The sequence below is a fragment of the Rhodopseudomonas sp. genome (assembly GCF_036404135.1).
In the GTDB taxonomy this organism is placed as follows: domain Bacteria; phylum Pseudomonadota; class Alphaproteobacteria; order Rhizobiales; family Xanthobacteraceae; genus Rhodopseudomonas_A.
The window spans coordinates 68,890-85,533 of record NZ_DASWPE010000098.1 but is presented as its reverse complement, the minus strand read 5'-3'; the positions used below and the strand labels follow the sequence as shown (position 1 = coordinate 85,533).

Genomic DNA, 16,644 nt, shown 5'->3' with positions numbered 1-16,644 from the left:
CGTCCTTGGTGTTGTGGGTCGAGAGTTGAACGGGCGGGGCGGCGAATTCCGGCAGCAAACGCCGCGCCGCGAAAAGTAGATGCAATTGCATGATTTCCGTGTTAGCCACGAGCGATGTCGCGCTCACTCGCCCCCACCGCCCTGATGCTGGGTAATTTCGTCACCGGGACCTCGGTGCTGGCGCCGGCCGGCATGCTGCCGGAGCTCTCCGCCGCGCTCGGCGTCTCGATCCGCGAGGCCGGGCTGCTGATCACCTTCGGCGCGGTGGTGCTGTGCCTCGGCTCGCCGCTGATGGCCTGGCTGACCAGCCGCTTGCCGCGGCGCAGCCTGCTCGGCGGCACGCTGGCGGTGCTGGCGCTGGGCAATCTCGCCTCGGCGCTGGTGCCGAGCTACGCGGTGCTGCTGGCGATCCGGCTCTCGATGCTCGCGGTCGGCGCGCTCTACACGCCGCAGGCCGCCGGCGCCGCCGGGCTGATCGCAGAGCCCGAGAAGCGCGGCGGCACCATGACTTACGTGTTTCTCGGCTGGTCCTTGGCGGTGGCCTGCGGGCTGCCGCTGGTGACCTTCATCGCCAGCCGCTACGGCTGGCGCGCCGCCTATGCCGGCGTCGGGCTGATCGGCACGCTGAGCTGCGTGCTGCTGGTCTGGCGGCTGCCGGGCGGATTGATCGGCGCGCCGGTCAACCTGAAGACCTGGGCCGATGTCGGCCGCAGCCGGCTGATCCTGCTGCTGCTGCTGGTCACCACCTTGCAGACCTGTGGGCAGTTCGTGGTGTTCACCTATTTCGGCCCGCTGCTGGCGCGGCTCACCGCCGCCGGCGCGGACGCCATCAGCCTGGTGTTCGCGCTTTATGGCATCGGCGGCTTCGTCGGCAACGTGATCGCCAGCCGCATCGTCGATCTGTGGGGCGCCTACCGGACCTCGCTGCTGGCGATCGCGGTGCTGTTGACCGGCGCCAGCGTCTGGGCGTTCGGCGCCGGCAGTTTCATGCTGATGGCGACCGGCGTCGGGATCTGGGGGATGGGCTTCACCTCGACCAATTCGATGCAGCAGGTGCGGCTGGTCGGCGCCGCGCCGCTGTTGGCGCCGGCCACCATATCGCTCAACACCTCGGTGATCTATATCGGTCAGGCGGTCGGCTCCGCGATCGGCGGCACGCTGTTCGCCGGCTCCTTGTTGCAAGAGGCGGGCTATGTCTCGGTGGGCTTCATCGCGCTCAGTCTTTGCAGCGCGCTTATCACCGGCCGGATCGCCGCGCCGAAGAGTTAAGCGGCGCTTGCCGGCCGGCTTGATCGTGGTCGCGACCCTGCTGCTCGTCGGGCTCGGCGGCTGCGCCTCGTGGCCGCGGACCTGCGCACAGCCGGCAGAGCCGATGCTGCGCGCCGAACTGCTGTTCGGCCGCACGCTGCGCGATCGCGCGCTGGTCAGCGAAGCCGCTTTCGCGCGCTTTCTTGCCGAGGAGGTCACGCCGCGGTTTCCCGACGGGCTGACGGTGATCGACAGCAAGGGGCAATGGCGCAACCCGGCGAGCGGCGTGCTGCTGCGCGAGCCGGCAAAAGTCCTGCTGATCCTGTTCGCCGACGATCCCACCAAGCGCGCGGCGCTGACCGCGATCGCCGAAGCCTATAAGCACAGGTTCCAGCAGCAGTCGGTGCTGATCGCGCTGCAGAGCGCCTGCGTCAGCTTCTGACTTTTATAGCGTTTTCGAGCGAAGTGGATCCCGGTTCGCGTGAAGAAAACGCGTCAAAATAACAATCTCAAGCTCCGGTTCTGATTCTATCGGAACCGGAGCTCTAAGGCCGGCGGTTCGCTCAGCCGTTGACGCCGCGCCAGCGCGCGTAGCGCCACGGCAGATACCAGCGCGCCCCGGCGGGCGCCGCGAGCGGCACGTTGTCGATGCCGTGGGTGCCCCAGGGCTGGCAGCGCAACAGCCGCGCCAGCGTCATCCAGCCGCCGGCCCACAGCCCGAAGCGGTCGATCGCCTCGTCGCCATAGGCCGAGCAGCTCGGCAGATGCCGGCAGTGATAGCCGACCAGCGCCGACAGCGAGTGGCGATACAGCCAGATCGCGCCGCGGCCGATTCGGCGCGGCAGGTTTTGCAGCAGGGTCCTCGCGGTCATCGGCATCGCGGCATCGGGGTCAGGGCAGGGGTCCGCAGACCATTCCAAGGCAGCTGCATATCCACTGGGCGGTTTGTCAAAACACTGTGCTGCGAGCTGCCCAGTTTTGTCGCGCGGAACTGGTAAATACGTCACAGCGCGGCAAATATCGTAATGATACGGAGGCCTTACAACCAAAAGTGCGCTGGACAGGATGGCTCACAAAGTTAACCATTTGCATATCGGTGTCATGACAGAATTTTGTCAGTGCTCTGGGATCGTTACCGTTGCTCATCGGGCGAGGCAAGGAACCACATGGGACGCGCGAGGTGGCTGCAATTCGTCGGTCTGGCGGTGGTGTTCACCGCGGCGGCGACCATCGTGGCGACAAACGTCGCCAATGTCGGCGGCACCTCGGCGCAGGCCGGCGCCGGCGGGCAGCTTGAAGAGCGCAAACTGCCGATGCGGTTCAACTGGGTGGCCTGCGAGCCGAATTGCCGCGGCTGGATCTCGGCGGTCGGAATTGTCACCGCCGACACCCCGAAGGATTTTGACGAATTCGCCCGCGGCCGGCAGCTGGCCGGCTCCACCGTCGTGCTGGACTCCAGCGGCGGCTCGGTCAACGACGCCATCACCATGGGCCGGCGCTGGCGCAAGCTGGGAATGCGCACCACCGTCGGCAGCACCATCGAGGTCGCCACCGCAAGCGGCATGCAGACCACCATCGCGCCGCAGGCCTATTGTGAATCGATGTGCGTTTTCCTACTGTTATCAGGCAACGTTCGCTACGTGCCTGAAGGCGCTCATGTGCGGGTTCACCAGATCTGGATGGGTGACCGCGCCGACGACGCGCGCGCCGCCAGCTACACCGCGCAGGACATGATGATCGTTGAGCGCGACATCGGCCGGCTGGCGAAATTCACCTTCGACATGGGCGGCACCGGCGATCTGTTGTCGCTGTCGCTGAACGTGCCGCCGTGGGAGAATCTGCACGAATTGTCGCGCTCCGAATTGCAGCTCACCAATCTGCTGACCACCGAGGCGATCGCCGAGCTGTTGCCGCCGCTCGATCAGGCGCCGGCGGCGGTCGCGGTCGCCGGGCTGAAAGCCAAGGCGGTACAGGATCGCGTCGCCAACGAGGCGCCGGTGGCGTCCGACATCGCGCTGCCGGTGGCGAAGCCGACCAAGACCGCCGAGGTCAGCCTGCCGACCGGCGGCCAGGGCGGCGCCGCGCAGCCGCAGCGCTAGGTCGATCCCGAGCGCTCTTCTCACCTGATCAGCGCGTCATTCCGGGGCGCGAGGGCGCAAGCCCAAGCGAACCCGGAATCTTGCTGCGAGAAGTGAGGTCTACCGCCGCCAAGGTTGCCAGATTCCGGGCTCGCGCGCAGCTGCTCGCCCCCGGAATGACGGCTGCGGTTGAACCGACGAACCGCGGAGAATCTAGCCTTCCGCCGGGGCGAATTGCCCGAGCTTGGCCTCGATCTGGCCGATCGCGTCGACCACGGCGTCGAAGGTCAACAGCGTCGAGGCGTGGCGCGCCTTGTAGTCGCGCACCGGCTCCAAGAGCGCGATGTCGGCCCATTTGCCCTGCGGCGGCGCGCCGTTTTCTTTCAGCATTTTGCGCACCGTCTCGCGCAGCGCGCGCAATTCGCCGGCGGTGGAGCCGACCACGTGCTGCGCCATGATCGAGGAGGAGGCCTGGCCGAGCGCGCAGGCCTTCACGTCATGGGCGAAATCGATGACCACCGGGCCGTCCATCTTCAGCTCGACCTTGACGGTGGAGCCGCACAATTTGGAATGCGCGGTGGCGCTGGCGTCTGGCGCGGCCAAGTGTCCCAGCCGCGGGATATTGCCGGCCAGTTCGATGATGCGCTTGTTATAGATGTCGTTCAGCATCGGCTCTGCGGTTCGGATCGGGAGCGCCTTGGCGGGCTCGACTGGCCTACTTATATAGGACCAGGGCCGCGGAAATACAGTCCGGCCGCTCTGCTTAAGCGCGCGGAATTTGCAATTCACATCGCCGGTTCCAGTGTTTACACTTGCGATGTGAGGGCCTCAGGCGCCCGGCGGCAAATGCCGCCCCGTCTGCCCGGTGACACTCCGGTCTGAAACGGCCGGTCGAACGGAGAAAAGATGGACGCATTGATCAAGCCGCTGCGCGCCGGCAAGCCCGACGGCAAACCGGCCGACGCCAAGGTTGCGGGTGCTCGCCCGGCCGAACTCGATCCCGCGGAATTTCTCGCCGCCGCCGTCAAGCCGGACCAGCCGCGACCGTCGCGCGGCGAGGCCGAGCAGGCGGTGCAGACGCTGCTGGCCTATATCGGCGAAGACATTTCGCGCGAGGGGCTGCTGGATACGCCGCGCCGCGTGGTGGAAGCCTATGACGAATTGTTCCAGGGCTATCACCAGTGCCCGGCCGAGGTGCTGAACCGCACCTTCGGCGAGACCGCGGGCTATGACGATTTCGTGCTGATCCGCGACATGAGCTTCACCTCGCATTGCGAGCATCACGTGATGCCGTTCTACGGCAAGGCGCATATCGCCTATACCCCGGTGGAGCGGGTGGTCGGGCTGTCGAAACTGGCGCGGCTGGTGGATATTTTCGCGCACCGGCTGCAGACCCAGGAGCATCTCACCGCGCAGATTGCCGCTGCGGTCGACGAGGTGCTGAAGCCGCGCGGCGTCGCGGTGATGATCGAGGCCGAGCATACCTGCATGTCGGTGCGCGGCATCGGCAAGCAGGGCGCGGTGACCTTCACCAGCCGCTTCACCGGCATGTTCCGCGACAATCCGGCGGAGCAGGCCCGCTTCATGTCGATGATCCGGGGGCAGCGCTAAGCCGTTGCATCGCCTGCCGCTTTAGTCGCGAGCTGAGGTTGCGGGAGCCGTCATCCTGAGGTGCTTTCCGGCAGCGCGTCAGCGCTGCGGGGGAGCCTCGAAGGATGACGCCGCAAGGACAGCGGTCGGACGGTGTGCGGCTGCACCCAGTGCCCGCGGCCGATCCTTCGCGACGCCCGGCTTCGCTGCGCTCAGCCTGGCTCCTCAGGATGACGCTGTGTTGTATGACGCCGAATGTGGATGGGCGTTTTTTCCAAGAGGTCTGCCGATGTCTGCAACAACCACGCCTGCCGCCACCGCTGCCGCCGCGCCGGACGACGTCGAGGAAGGCGTCGTGCTCAGCCCGAAATTCGACGCCGCCGGGCTCGTCACCTGCGTCACCACCGATGCTCTCGGCGGCGAGGTGCTGATGGTCGCCTTCATGAACCAGGAGGCGCTGCAGAAGACTATCGAGACCGGCGAGGCCTGGTACTTCAGCCGCTCGCGCGGCCGGCTGTGGCGCAAGGGCGAAAGCTCCGGCCATGTGCAGCGGGTGCTGGAGATGCGGGTCGACTGCGACCAGGACGCGGTGTGGATCAAGGTCGAGCAGGGCGGCGGCGCGGCCTGCCACACCGGGCGCAAATCCTGCTTCTATCGCCGCGTCGACCGCGACGCCAAAGGCGAACCGCTGTTGTCGGCGGTCGATGCCGAGCGATTGTTCGATCCGGCCAAGGTCTATCGTTGAGCGGAAACAGCCTGACGGAAGACAGGCAAGCATCATCGGTGGTGTTTCGTCATTGCGAGCCGAGGACGGCGCGTAGCGCCGACCGAGACGCGAAGCAATCCAGGGGCCTCGCGTCGAGCCCTGGATTGCTTCGTCGCAAGAGCTCCTCGCAATGACGGGGTTAGCGCCCCGTCCTTGATTGCTTCGGTTGGCCGTGCCTTACGCCAGCCGGTGGGCGACGTCGCGCTGCTTCTCCGCGGCATCGGCGCCGCTGGCCTCGGCGCCGGTCGGATCGGCGATGGCGTCGATATAGTCGACCGCGGCGCTGCGCAGCTTGCCGTCGGTGAGACTCATCACCCCGCTCAAGGTCTGGATGTTGATCGAGCGGACATTGTACTTCGACCAGGCAGCTTGCTGCTGCTTGCTGCCGGCGGTCTCGCCCTTTTCCTTGTTGTAGAGGTCGAGCGCGGTGGAGGCGGCCTTCAGCGCGTTGAGCCCGGCCACCGCCTTCAATTCCTTGGCGACCTCGGGATTGTCGGCGAAATATTTTTCGATCTTCTTTTTCCACGGCCCTTCGGTGGTGACGTTGCCGAATTTGTCGACCTGCAACCGCACCGAATCGTCGAAATTGACGTGGAAGTCGCTGAACGCTTTGGTCAGCTTGTCCGCCAGCGCGTCGCTGCGCTTCTGCAGCCGCTCGTCGAAGCTCATTTTCAGGTCGGCGACGGCCTGCGCATCGGCCTGCGCCTTGGCCAGCATCGCCTTGGCGTGGTCGGAGAGTTCGACAGTATCAGCCGGGGCGGTCGCGCCTGGCGCGGCGTCGGCCTTGACGGCGGTTGCGGCTGCGTCCGGCTTGAACCCGCTCTGCAACAAGCTCGCCGCGGAATAGGAATTGCTGCTGGTGGCGATCGCGTTCATGTCGACCTCCCGCGCGGCGATTGTTTCGGCGCGTGCGATTCAGACATGATTGGAAACATGTTTGGGTTAACTGATGGTGTCGAAGCAACCGGGCGCGCGGTCGCGCCATCCGCTCGCCCGGGTCGTTAATCCTGCATTAACCATAGTGTCTGAAGGTAACTTCGCAGGAGCGCTCAATGGCGCCCGAACTAACCGCCGCCGGTCGAAGGCCGCGGGGGGCCAGCGATGACGGTCGACGCTTCCACCAGCTCAGCAACATCCGCCGCGGCGTCGCGCGCGCAGATTGCCGGCGCCATCAAGCAGGCGGCCGGCTCGACCGGGACCAATTTCAGTTACCTCGTGACCACCGCGAAGATGGAGTCCAACTTCGACCCGACCGCTGCGGCGTCGACCTCGTCGGCGAAGGGACTGTATCAGTTCATCGAGCAGACCTGGCTCGGCACCGTCAAGGAAGCCGGCAGCCAGTTCGGCTACGGCCAATATGCCGACGCGATCTCGAAATCCGCCTCCGGCAGCTATTCGGTGAGCGACCCGGCGGCGAAGGCCGCGATCCTCAAGCTGCGCGACGATCCGGTGGCGAGTTCGGCGATGGCCGGGGTGCTGACGCAATCCAACAGCTTCAAGCTGACCGGGGAGATCGGCCGGCGGCCGACCGACAGCGAACTCTACATGGCGCATTTCATGGGGGTGGGCGGCGCCGCCAAGCTGATCAGCAACGCCGAGAACAACCCCAGCGCGTCGGGCGCCGCGCTGTTTCCCAACGCGGCCGCCGCCAACCGCTCGATCTTCTACGATCGCTCCGGCAACGCCCGCAGCGTGTCGCAGGTCTATTCGGAACTGGCGTCGCGCTACGATCAGGCCGCCAATTCGCCGTCCGCGCTGGCGACCATGGCGGCGGGCGGCGGGGCGCCGATCAGCCTGGTGGCGAGCGCCGCGGCGCCGGCCGACAGCGGCGCCTATCTGTCGAGCTTTCCCGACCTGCGCTCGGCGACGTCGGCGAGCGCGACGTCGGATTCGCCCACCACCACGGCGCAGTATCAGCCGGGCTTTCGCTCACTGTATCAGCCCGGCGATCGCGCCGAGCCGGTGTCGGCCACGGTGCAGGAATTGTGGGGCAACCGCGCCGCGACCGCGTCGGGCGCATCCACCGCGTCAAGCAGCTCGGATAGTTCGGTGTCCTCGGCGCTGGCGCAGACCCCGAATGTGCGCCCGCCGCAGCCGCTCGATCTGTTCAGCGATCGCGCCGGCACCTTCAGCGGTTAACTTTCCCCGCCTGCTATTTGGCAATCGCAAGCCGGCTGAAGCTGCGCCCGCCGCAGCCATTGCAAGTATTTCCGTCTGCGTCTGGGCCATTAACGAAACGTCAATAAACCCAAACAGTTATGGTGAACCCTTTGTTAAGCGTCATGGTTTATTTTTGCTGACGTTGGCGCCGCGTCGCGGTGTCTTTGCAAGTTGCGTAAGCCGGCAGCCCCATGATCGTTCGGCAGTTCATCAGTTGGATCCGCACCGCTCCGGCGGGCGAACGCGCAGAGGCCACCCGTTCATTGGCGCGGGCCTGGCTGGTCTCAGACCTTTCCGATGACGATCGCGCCGCCGCCGAAGGCGCGCTGTTGATGCTGCTCGATGATTGTTCGCCGCTGGTGCGGCTGGCGATGTCGGAAGTGTTCGCGCGCAGCGCCGATGCGCCGGCGGCGATCATTCGCGCGCTGTCCGCCGATCAGCCGAGCGTGGCGCTGCCGGTGCTGGAATTCTCCCCGCTGCTGATCGACGCCGATCTGGTCGACATCGTCGCCACCGGCAATTGCCAGATGCAATGCGCGATCGCGCGCCGCGCCGCGTTGCCGGCCTCGGTCTGCGCCGCGATCGCCGAGGTCGGCTCGCCGTCCTCGGCGCTGGAACTGATCGAGAATCCGCACGCCGAATTGGCGCCGTTTTCCTGGGACCGCATCGTCGAGCGCCACGGCCATCTCGCGGCGATCCGCGAATCGATGCTGGTGCTGGACGATCTGCCGGCGGCGACGCGGCTGGCGCTGGTCGCCAAACTGTCCGACACGCTGGCGCAATTCGTGGTGGCACGGCGCTGGCTCAGCGCCGATCGCGCCGAACGCGTGGTCGCCGAGGCGCTGGATCGCTCCACCGTGGCGATCGCGGCGCGCTCGCGCGACGACGACATGCGCGGGCTGATGCAGCATCTGCGCGCCACCGGACAACTCACCGCCGGCTTGATCCTGCGCGCCTTGTTGTCCGGCAATCTCGAACTGTTCTATCAGGCGCTGGTGGAATTGACCGAGTTGCCTTACGGCCGCGTCGCGGCGTTGCTGCATGACGGGGCGGGCGCCGGCCTCGACGCGCTGCTGCTGCGCGCCGGCCTGCCGGACTCCGCGTTCCCGGCGTTCCGCGCCGCGCTCGACGCGGTGCGCGAAACCGGCTTTGCCGACAGCCCGGAGGGTGCCGCGGGGCTGCGCCGGCGTATGGTCGAGCGGGTGCTGACGCGCTGCGAAAGCGGCAGCGATGCCGCCGCACCGCTACTGATCCTGCTGCGGCGCTTCGCCACCGAATCGGCGCGCGACGAGGCCAGCCAGTTCCGCGACGACGTGCTGGCGGAAGATTGGGTGGCGCGGTTCGAATCGGCGGCGCTCGCGGCGTGAGCGCTAGCGCGGCGCAGCCTTTAGGCATTCGGATAGCTGCAGACAATTCGGATAGCTACGTGGAAAGGGCGCGCGCTCCGGACGCAGCACAGCGGTCCGCTTTATGGGCGGCTTGGTGTATCAAGCCCGCGCGTGATGGGGCGTCGAAGTGATTTGAAGCGGCGCGGCATATGCACCCTCTCCCCGCAAGCGGGGAGAGGTGAAGGCCGTGCCTCGCAGATCGGCGCAGAGCGCCGTCCTCGCCTCGCAATGACTCAGCAACAACCCCGAGAAAACTCACTCCGCCGGCGCGATGCCGGGCGCGAGGATCGCTTCGAGGTGTTCGGGGCGGTCGTGGTTGACCGCGGCGAGATATTCGTCGGCGATGGCGCGCAGCCGCCGGCTCAGTTCGCGTTCGACGCCGGCCTTTTCGATTTGCGCGTGTTCGCGCACGATGGCGAGGATCGCCTTGATATGGTTGGCGATCAGATCCGCCGGCACCTGTTCGAGCTTCGGCGCGTGCTCGATGATCCGGCACAGGCTCTCGGCGGCGACGCTGGCGGCCGGATAGCCGAAGGTGGCGGCGTCGCCCTTGATATCATGCGCGGCGCGAAACAGTTCGTCGCGGGTGGTCTTGGTAAAGCCCTGCGCCAGCACCGCTTCATGCGCCGCGCGCAGCCGCTCGCACTCGGCAGCCATCCACTGTTCGAATTCGCCCGACAGCCCGGCCAGCGCCTGTTCGGCGCGCGCGATCGGATCGTCGCGGTCTTTGTCGTCGACCGCATGCAGCACCCTGCGCAGCGGATTGGGCTGGGTGATGACGTGGTGGTCGAGGAAGGCTTCGACGTGCAGCGGTGATTTCCTGGCTTTCGCCATGGCGGAGCAAAACCTCGTTCTATCCCGCGACGCGGGCCTTATCGAGCAGCGACGGTTGATGAATGACGTCGGCGTCGCCGCCGCTGCGGCGTTCCGGCCCGATATAGGCGTTGGCGGCGCTGTTGCGGCGGCGGTCGGGGCCGAAATAGCTCTTGGTCTTGATGAAGGGGCGCGGATTGGCGACCACGTTGAGCACCCGCTGATACAGCGCCTTGGCGGAGATCGGCTTGGCGAGGAATTCGGTGACGCCGGCGTCGCGCGCCACGGTGACGCGGCGCTTTTCGGAATGCCCGGTCAGCATGATGATCGGCGCGAACGGATTGCCCTTGGCCTCCGGCTGGCGGATCATCTGGGTCAGTTCGAGGCCGTCGAAGATCGGCATCGCCCAGTCGGTGATGACGATGTCGGGGGCGTAATGGCTGTACATTTCCAGCGCGGTGGCGCCGTCCTCGGCCTCGTAGACCTCGCGGGCGCCGAACGAATGCAATAGCGTGCGCAGGATGCGCCGCATGTGCGGATTGTCGTCGCAGACGAGAAAGCGCAGCTTGTTGAAATCGATCCGGAACATGGCTCGGCTCTGACGTCGCACCGACGGCGTCGGTATACTCCGCGTTAACTCTATGCAGACGTCGTTAACGAAGGGTTGCGGAGGGGGCGGGGAGCGAGAGGCCACGCCAGGCGCGATGTTCTCGGCGGCGGTTTCCCGCTGGTCCACGCCGGATCCAGTTTTCACGCCACAAGCAAAAGAGGAGCCCAAACCCGCAGCGCAACATGCCGACGATGCTTCGTATCGCCAGGGAGTGATATTGACCCTCAAACCAGCCAAAACTAACTGGACAATCCGACTAAGTCGATGAATAATTGAAAGGTAGATTTAACTAATTACACAGCCGGAGAATTTGACTGATTACACAGCCGGAGAGATGTGATGATCCATAATTCCAAGAATCTCATTGCCGCTGCAGCTTTGATAACTAGCTTATCGTCCGGGAGCTTGGCGCAAGCGGCTCAAGGCGCCGTTGTTTGCGATATCCCCACAAATGGCATTATCGAGAATAAGGATGCTGGAGCCCTCAGTGGACCTTTCCTCGTCACCAGCCTCGTGAACCTCGTTGATCCCGCAAATCCAATAAAATCGTTTGTCGTTTGGACTCCTCATAACGTTTGGTTCGATTCCGATAATTTCAAAGGCCCGTTCTTTCTTGAAGCAGGACAGCGACTGTTTGCAAATCCGGACAACTGGACGAAGCGCGGCGTTGCATACTCGGGCTACAGCTGCAGATGATGCTGCCTAGCGGCATCATTTGGCTGGCGACGTTTTCGGACTGATAGTTATTTGACGCGGTCATTCACCATGGAATGTTGAGATTGAGAACGCTGCTATCTGGGATAGCAGACTTCTCAAGTCGTTCGCATGTGGATGCATTCGCCGCGTAGCATGTTAAGCGCTATAGAATGTTAAAAGGATCGACGGGCCGTTTGCCTAAACCTTCGCCGCCGCGGTCGTTGATTGGGATAGTGATGGAGTTATTCGTTCTCTAGTTTGGTGCGATTGTTATGAATAAAGTCATTTTGATGACTTTTTCATGGCGTCGACGCTCGGAAGAGCCGGCTCCAAAATAAGGCGATAGACACAATGCCGCCGCAACGGATTCGCGCGCCGTCGGCCGCTGCCGTAGGTTTGCCACAGCGTTTCGCCAGCAAATTATTCAATGAAATCAATGAATCCGGAAAGTGCTTCGTGCGGTCCGCTAAAATGTCTCCGCGTTGCCGCGCATTTCCCGCAAGTCTCTGACGCGATGAGGAATTTCTCCGCCGCCCGCGGCGTCAGTAGCCGAACTGCTCGCTGAGGATGCGTTCTTCCAGGCTGTGCCCGGGGTCGAACAGCATGCGCATCGAGATCGTCTTGTCGGAGATCACTTCGACGCGTCGGACGTCGCGCGCCTCGTCGTGGTCGGCGACCGCGGCGACCGGGCGCTTGTCGCCTTCCAGCACTTCGATCACCACGAAGGCGGTGTTCGGCAAGAGCGCGCCGCGCCAGCGCCGCGGCCGGAACGCGCTGATCGGCGTTAGCGCCAGCAGTGCTGCGTTGATCGGCAGGATCGGGCCTTGCGCCGACAGATTATACGCGGTGGAGCCGGCCGGCGTGGCGACCAGGATGCCGTCGGCGATCAGTTCGCTCATCCGTTCGCGCTCGTCGATGATGATGCGCAGCCGCGCCGCCTGATGGGTCTGGCGAAACAGCGCGACCTCGTTGATGGCGTGGTAGATATGCACGGTGCCGTGAACGTCAGTGGCGCGCATCAGCAACGGATGGATCACGGTGTCGCGCGCCGCGGCGAGCCGGCTGCGCAGGTCGACCGCGCTGTACTCGTTCATTAGAAAACCCACGGTGCCGCGGTGCATGCCGTAGATCGGCTTGTTGCTGCGCATGTGCTGATGCAGGGTTTGCAGCATCAATCCGTCGCCGCCGAGCGCGACGATGACGTCGGCGTCATGCGGATCGACATTGCCATAGGCCTCGGTCAGTTGCAGCAGCGCGGCCTGCGCCTCGGCGCTGGGGCTCGCGACGAAGGCGATCCGGGAATAGCGCGAGGGATGGGTCATGAGGGCGGCCTCTGCGAGCGTGCGGCGCGAATGGACGATGTCGTCTATACGACCTGTCGCGCGATTGTCGAGGCGCCACTTCGCAGCGCTGCGCGGAGCCGCGCCGCCGCGCCGGCTGACGAACGGTTCATCCCGATGAACGAAAGCCGTTGCCGCGCTTCAGGATCGGTTCAGCACGCCGTCGTTACGCTGGTTGCATGATCGATGAGACGGCCGACCGACCGCTCGCTTTCACCACCCGATCAAGAGGAGACCACCATGATCAAGACAATGTCCGCGGCGCTGCTTGCGGTTTCGATGTTGGCGGCGCCGGCGCTGGCCGCTGGCCCCGCGCATCAGACGTCGGCCCCGGTCGCCAAGTCGGAGACCGCGAAGCCGGCCGTGCTCAACGCCCAGGCCAAGATGGTCCGGCATCACCACGTGGTGCGGCATCATCGCGCCCACAAGCGGATCGGCGCGCATCGGCTGCATCACGTTTCGCACAACGCGGTCAAGTCGCTCGGCCACACCGTTCGGCACGGCTGACGCCGCCGGCCTCGGCGGGCCTGTAACACCCGCCGCGGCGCTTGCTTTGGCTTCGCCGAGTTCGCAATTCCCTTCCGGCAGCGGAGCGGTTAAGACATTGCCGAACCGCCGATCGCAACCCGCGAGCCCGACTTGAGACCGTTGAATCATCCCGCGACCTTGCCCGCGACTTTGCTGCTGCTCGCCGTGGCGCTGGCGGGCTGCGGCGGCCTCGGCAACATGACCTTCACCGACGATCGCGGCACCGGCAACCAGCCGTTTCCGACGAATTATCGCGCGGAATTGCTGGCGTTCTTCAAGACCTATCTGACCGATCCGGTCGGCGTGCGCGAGGCGGTGATGGCCGAGCCGGTGCAGCGCAACGTCGCCGGTCGGCAGCGCTATATCTCCTGCCTGCGCTTCAACGCCAGGCAATCCGATGGCAAGTATCTCGGCCTGCGCGAACGCGCTGTGCTCTATGTCGATGCGCGGCTCGACCACGTGCTGGAAGAGCCGGGCGACGCCTGCGCTGGCGTGAACTACCTGCCGTTCCCCGAGCTTGAGAAAATGACCCGCTAGAACGGCCTCGCGCCGCATCGGAACCGGGGTGTGGCCGGCTTGTCACAGTAACGAACCATCGTTGCTGTGGTCTCGCCGCCAGGCAACCAAACTGGTGCCACGTTGTTTTCCGACATATGGGATCGCAACCAGGGGAACCAAAATGAGAAAGCTTCTGCTCGGCACGGCCGCCATGATGGTTTTCGCGGCGCCCGCCTTCGCCGCCGATTTGCCGGCGCGGACCTACACCAAGGCGCCGGCCTACACCGCGCCGGAGGTGGTGTACAACTGGACCGGATTCTATATCGGCGGTCACGTCGGCGGTGCCTTCGCCGGAGACAACAACATCGGCGGACGCGACGGCCAGTTTCTCGGCGGCGTGCAGGCGGGTGCCGATTATCAATTCGCCCGCAACTGGGTGGTCGGCGTCGAGGCGCAGTACAGCTGGTTGCCCTCGAACGACAATGGCGGCCTGCTGTTTCCCGGCAACAGCCTGATCACCCAGGACAATCGCGGACTGGGGTCGGTCACCGGCCGGCTCGGCTATAGCTGGGGCCCGACGCTGCTCTACGCCAAGGGCGGCTATGCCTATCGCGACTCCAGCCTCAACGTCAGCAACACCGGCGTCGGCGTGCCCTTCACCACCAGCGGCAACCACCGCGACGGCTACACCGTGGGCGCCGGTCTCGAATACATGTTCGCGCCGAACTGGTCGGCCAAGCTGGAATATCAATACTACGACTTCGGCAACACCACCTTCAACGGCGGCCCGCCGGACATTCTCGGCGCCACCGTTCGCAACGACGAACACACCGTCAAGGCCGGCCTGAACTATCGCTTCGGCTGGGGCGGCCCGGTGGTCGCCAAATACTGAGGTGTTGTCGCGGAGCCACCAGCGTGCAGAAGGCCGGCCCCGCGCCGGCCTTTTTGCTGCACCGGCCGCAGCGGGGAGGAGGGCGGCACGCCAGCGCTGCGGAGAATCAATCGTAAACGAGTCCTGAATCGCCCTGAAAATAACCCGCGGGACTCCGGGGCGCGAATCGCCCGATGTTGTCGGTGCGATGAACATGATCCTCAACACCCACCGCAATGGCGTTCAGACCGTGCTGGCGATCAGCCTGTTGGCGGCCTGCGCGGTCAATCTGATCGTATTGTGGAGCTTGGTGTAACGATCTTGGTGCAGCGGCTGTAAGACATCGGCAGACCGCCGGGCTCCGCGAACCAGTCGCAACCGCCACGCCGGCGGCCAGCGGCGCGGCGCGAACCATGGTGCCGGTTGAGAGGATTGAACTCCCGACCTTCGGTTTACAAAACCGCTGCTCTACCGCTGAGCTAAACCGGCATTTCGCCGAACAGCTAGCAGCGCCGCCGCGCCGCCACAAGGCCGCCCGGCAAGATTTGTCGCGCCCGGCCGCGGGCCGCGGCCCGCCATTAAGCTCGGTCACCCAAATCCTTGCAATTGCCCGCCGCGCTATCCTTGTGCGTTAGCCTTACCGGCAGATCGGGCGGGGACCTTAACCCATCGTCGCGGGTTTTCGACTAGCTTGGCATCATCAAGGGGGCGGCGACCATGCGTGGGACTTGTGCATTAGCCATTCTGATCGGGACGACGTGGAGCGCCGCGGCGCTCGACAGCGGCCCGTCGATCGTGATTCCCGGCCGCCCCGGCGTGCCGATCATCATCAACGGCCGCGACGCGTCCTATGCGGTGAGCGAAAGCGATTGGGGCCTGGCGCGCGGCACCCACGTGCAGCCGACCATCTATGGCGGCCGCTATATCGATCCGGTGCCGCATGTCGGGCACTATTATCCGGGTTCGAGCCAGCTGCCGGGTTACGGCCGGCTGGAAATCGAACCGCCTGAAAACCGCAAATTGCCGCAGCCGGCCGAGAGTTTTCATGAGTCCTGGTCGGCGCAGTCGGCGCCGCCGGCGGCGCAGCCGGAGGTGCCGTTGGATCCGCCGCCGGTGGTCCTGGCGCCGGATTTGTCGCGTCCGAATTTCCGCAGACCACGATACTAACCCGACCAAAAAAACGTCTACAGGAGAGCGTTATGCGTTTGTTGATTTCTGGAGTGGCGGCGGCTGCCGCCGTGTTGGCAGTCGGCTCCGCGCCGGCGATGGCGTGCGGCGGCGGCCTGTTCACCAGCTGCTCGCCCTGCGCGCAGGCCTATGTGTCGCCCTGCGGCCAGCCGGCCTATAGCGGCTATTACGGCTACGGCGCGGGGTACGGCGTCGGCGTCGGTTATGGCGCAGGCTACGGCCTGGGCTATGATATCGCCACCAGCTACGAGCGGCTGCCGGACCCGTCGCCGCAATACTACTATGTCGACCAGGGCCCGGTGTATTCCGGCCCCGGACGGCTCGCGCCCGAGCCGTATTACCAGGAAGCCACGGTGTCGCGCGGCTATTCCTACGGCTATCGGCATCACCCGCAATATCGGCCGTGGCGCGGTCACGGCCATTACGGCTACGCCCGGCCGGGCGCTCGCTATGGCTACGGCTATGGCTACGGCTATGGCTACGGCCATTCCGGCTATCGCGCCGGCTATGCGCGGCCGGGCTACGCGCCGCGCTACGGCCTGACCGCGCCGCGATCCTATCAGCACAGCCTGCGCTATGGCGGCCAGCATTACGGCACGCCGCGTTACTCTTCGGCGCCGCGCGGCTATGGCTATGGCGCCCCGCATTACGGTCCGCGGCATTATCGCTGACCGAATATCACCGATCGAACTGGGTCCGGAACCCGGCGCCCGCCCGCAAATCCTGCGGGCGGGCGTTGTCGTTTCGGCGACCGGCGCCGCCAAAAACCCCCGCGAAAAATCTTGCGGCAAACCCGTGGCAGATTGAGCGGCGGCAAAAAACGGCTATGCTTGCGCGCAAGCCGCCAAAGAATGCGGCCGCGACAGGGAG

Annotated in this window: 19 protein-coding genes and 1 tRNA gene; 13 read left to right on the top strand and 7 right to left on the bottom strand. The window is 65.3% G+C overall.

The window, feature by feature from the left end:
* Nucleotides 1-114 precede the first annotated feature (114 nt).
* Together VGC77_RS12070 and VGC77_RS12065 are read left to right on the top strand one after the other, a co-directional pair.
* A complete protein-coding gene (locus VGC77_RS12070) occupies nt 115-1,269 on the top strand; it encodes an MFS transporter (protein ID WP_331171809.1) in 1,155 nt (384 codons plus the stop codon).
* A gap of 25 nt (nt 1,270-1,294) precedes the next feature.
* Nucleotides 1,295-1,690, top strand: coding sequence for a DUF3574 domain-containing protein (locus VGC77_RS12065; RefSeq protein ID WP_331171808.1), 396 nt, complete (start codon nt 1,295-1,297; stop codon nt 1,688-1,690).
* Nucleotides 1,691-1,811: 121 nt separating this feature from the next.
* Here VGC77_RS12065 and yidD read toward each other — a convergent pair whose 3' ends face one another.
* Entirely contained in the window at nt 1,812-2,126 is a 315-nt protein-coding gene (gene yidD / locus VGC77_RS12060) for a membrane protein insertion efficiency factor YidD (RefSeq protein WP_331171807.1), read from the bottom strand.
* 288 nt (nt 2,127-2,414) lie between these two features.
* On the opposite strand from yidD, the gene VGC77_RS12055 reads away from it, so the two are divergent.
* Nucleotides 2,415-3,347 (top strand): hypothetical protein, encoded by a 933-nt coding sequence (locus VGC77_RS12055; RefSeq protein WP_331171806.1) that lies wholly within the window; start codon nt 2,415-2,417, stop codon nt 3,345-3,347.
* Between the two features lie 192 nt (nt 3,348-3,539).
* Here VGC77_RS12055 and VGC77_RS12050 read toward each other — a convergent pair whose 3' ends face one another.
* A complete protein-coding gene (locus VGC77_RS12050; RefSeq protein ID WP_331171805.1) occupies nt 3,540-3,995 on the bottom strand; it encodes an iron-sulfur cluster assembly scaffold protein in 456 nt (151 codons plus the stop codon).
* A gap of 237 nt (nt 3,996-4,232) precedes the next feature.
* On the opposite strand from VGC77_RS12050, the gene folE reads away from it, so the two are divergent.
* Complete coding sequence (gene folE, locus VGC77_RS12045; RefSeq protein ID WP_331171804.1) at nt 4,233-4,937, top strand: GTP cyclohydrolase I FolE; 705 nt, start codon at nt 4,233-4,235, stop codon at nt 4,935-4,937.
* Between the two features lie 268 nt (nt 4,938-5,205).
* A complete protein-coding gene (hisI, locus tag VGC77_RS12040) occupies nt 5,206-5,661 on the top strand; it encodes a phosphoribosyl-AMP cyclohydrolase (protein WP_331171803.1) in 456 nt (151 codons plus the stop codon).
* 198 nt (nt 5,662-5,859) lie between these two features.
* On the opposite strand, the gene VGC77_RS12035 is transcribed toward hisI, so the two are convergent.
* On the bottom strand, nt 5,860-6,558 hold the full coding sequence (locus VGC77_RS12035) for a hypothetical protein (protein ID WP_331171802.1): 699 nt from the start codon (nt 6,556-6,558) through the stop codon (nt 5,860-5,862).
* Nucleotides 6,559-6,783: 225 nt separating this feature from the next.
* On the opposite strand from VGC77_RS12035, the gene VGC77_RS12030 reads away from it, so the two are divergent.
* Together VGC77_RS12030 and VGC77_RS12025 are read left to right on the top strand one after the other, a co-directional pair.
* Nucleotides 6,784-7,821, top strand: coding sequence for a lytic transglycosylase domain-containing protein (locus tag VGC77_RS12030; RefSeq protein ID WP_331171801.1), 1,038 nt, complete (start codon nt 6,784-6,786; stop codon nt 7,819-7,821).
* Nucleotides 7,822-8,033: 212 nt separating this feature from the next.
* Nucleotides 8,034-9,209 (top strand): DUF2336 domain-containing protein, encoded by a 1,176-nt coding sequence (locus VGC77_RS12025; RefSeq protein ID WP_331171800.1) that lies wholly within the window; start codon nt 8,034-8,036, stop codon nt 9,207-9,209.
* A 276-nt stretch (nt 9,210-9,485) separates the two neighbouring features.
* On the opposite strand, the gene VGC77_RS12020 is transcribed toward VGC77_RS12025, so the two are convergent.
* Both VGC77_RS12020 and VGC77_RS12015 read right to left on the bottom strand, forming a co-directional pair.
* A complete protein-coding gene (locus tag VGC77_RS12020; protein ID WP_331171799.1) occupies nt 9,486-10,064 on the bottom strand; it encodes an Hpt domain-containing protein in 579 nt (192 codons plus the stop codon).
* 19 nt (nt 10,065-10,083) lie between these two features.
* A complete protein-coding gene (locus VGC77_RS12015; RefSeq protein ID WP_331171798.1) occupies nt 10,084-10,632 on the bottom strand; it encodes a response regulator in 549 nt (182 codons plus the stop codon).
* Between the two features lie 360 nt (nt 10,633-10,992).
* On the opposite strand from VGC77_RS12015, the gene VGC77_RS12010 reads away from it, so the two are divergent.
* Nucleotides 10,993-11,349 carry a hypothetical protein gene (locus tag VGC77_RS12010; RefSeq protein WP_331171797.1) on the top strand — a complete coding sequence of 119 codons (357 nt, stop codon included), beginning with the start codon at nt 10,993-10,995 and terminating at the stop codon, nt 11,347-11,349.
* A 542-nt stretch (nt 11,350-11,891) separates the two neighbouring features.
* Here the strand turns inward: VGC77_RS12010 and VGC77_RS12005 are convergent.
* Nucleotides 11,892-12,671: an NAD kinase gene (locus VGC77_RS12005; RefSeq protein ID WP_331171796.1), complete on the bottom strand. Its 780-nt coding sequence runs from the start codon at nt 12,669-12,671 to the stop codon at nt 11,892-11,894.
* 258 nt (nt 12,672-12,929) lie between these two features.
* Here VGC77_RS12005 and VGC77_RS12000 point away from each other — a divergent pair, with 258 nt between their 5' ends.
* The 3 genes from VGC77_RS12000 (at nt 12,930) to VGC77_RS11990 (ending at nt 14,607) form a co-directional block, all read left to right on the top strand.
* A complete protein-coding gene (locus VGC77_RS12000; RefSeq protein ID WP_331171795.1) occupies nt 12,930-13,196 on the top strand; it encodes a His-rich protein BRANT in 267 nt (88 codons plus the stop codon).
* Nucleotides 13,197-13,355: 159 nt separating this feature from the next.
* Nucleotides 13,356-13,754, top strand: coding sequence for a hypothetical protein (locus VGC77_RS11995; protein ID WP_331171794.1), 399 nt, complete (start codon nt 13,356-13,358; stop codon nt 13,752-13,754).
* A gap of 142 nt (nt 13,755-13,896) precedes the next feature.
* Nucleotides 13,897-14,607, top strand: a complete 711-nt coding sequence (locus tag VGC77_RS11990; RefSeq protein ID WP_331171793.1) for an outer membrane protein — start codon at nt 13,897-13,899, stop codon at nt 14,605-14,607.
* Nucleotides 14,608-15,000: 393 nt separating this feature from the next.
* On the opposite strand, the gene VGC77_RS11985 is transcribed toward VGC77_RS11990, so the two are convergent.
* A tRNA-Thr gene (locus VGC77_RS11985) sits at nt 15,001-15,075 on the bottom strand.
* A gap of 228 nt (nt 15,076-15,303) precedes the next feature.
* Here VGC77_RS11985 and VGC77_RS11980 point away from each other — a divergent pair.
* Nucleotides 15,304-15,753: a hypothetical protein gene (locus VGC77_RS11980; RefSeq protein WP_331171792.1), complete on the top strand. Its 450-nt coding sequence runs from the start codon at nt 15,304-15,306 to the stop codon at nt 15,751-15,753.
* A gap of 32 nt (nt 15,754-15,785) precedes the next feature.
* Entirely contained in the window at nt 15,786-16,445 is a 660-nt protein-coding gene (locus VGC77_RS11975; protein ID WP_331171791.1) for a hypothetical protein, read from the top strand.
* The last annotated feature ends 199 nt before the right edge of the window (nt 16,446-16,644 follow it).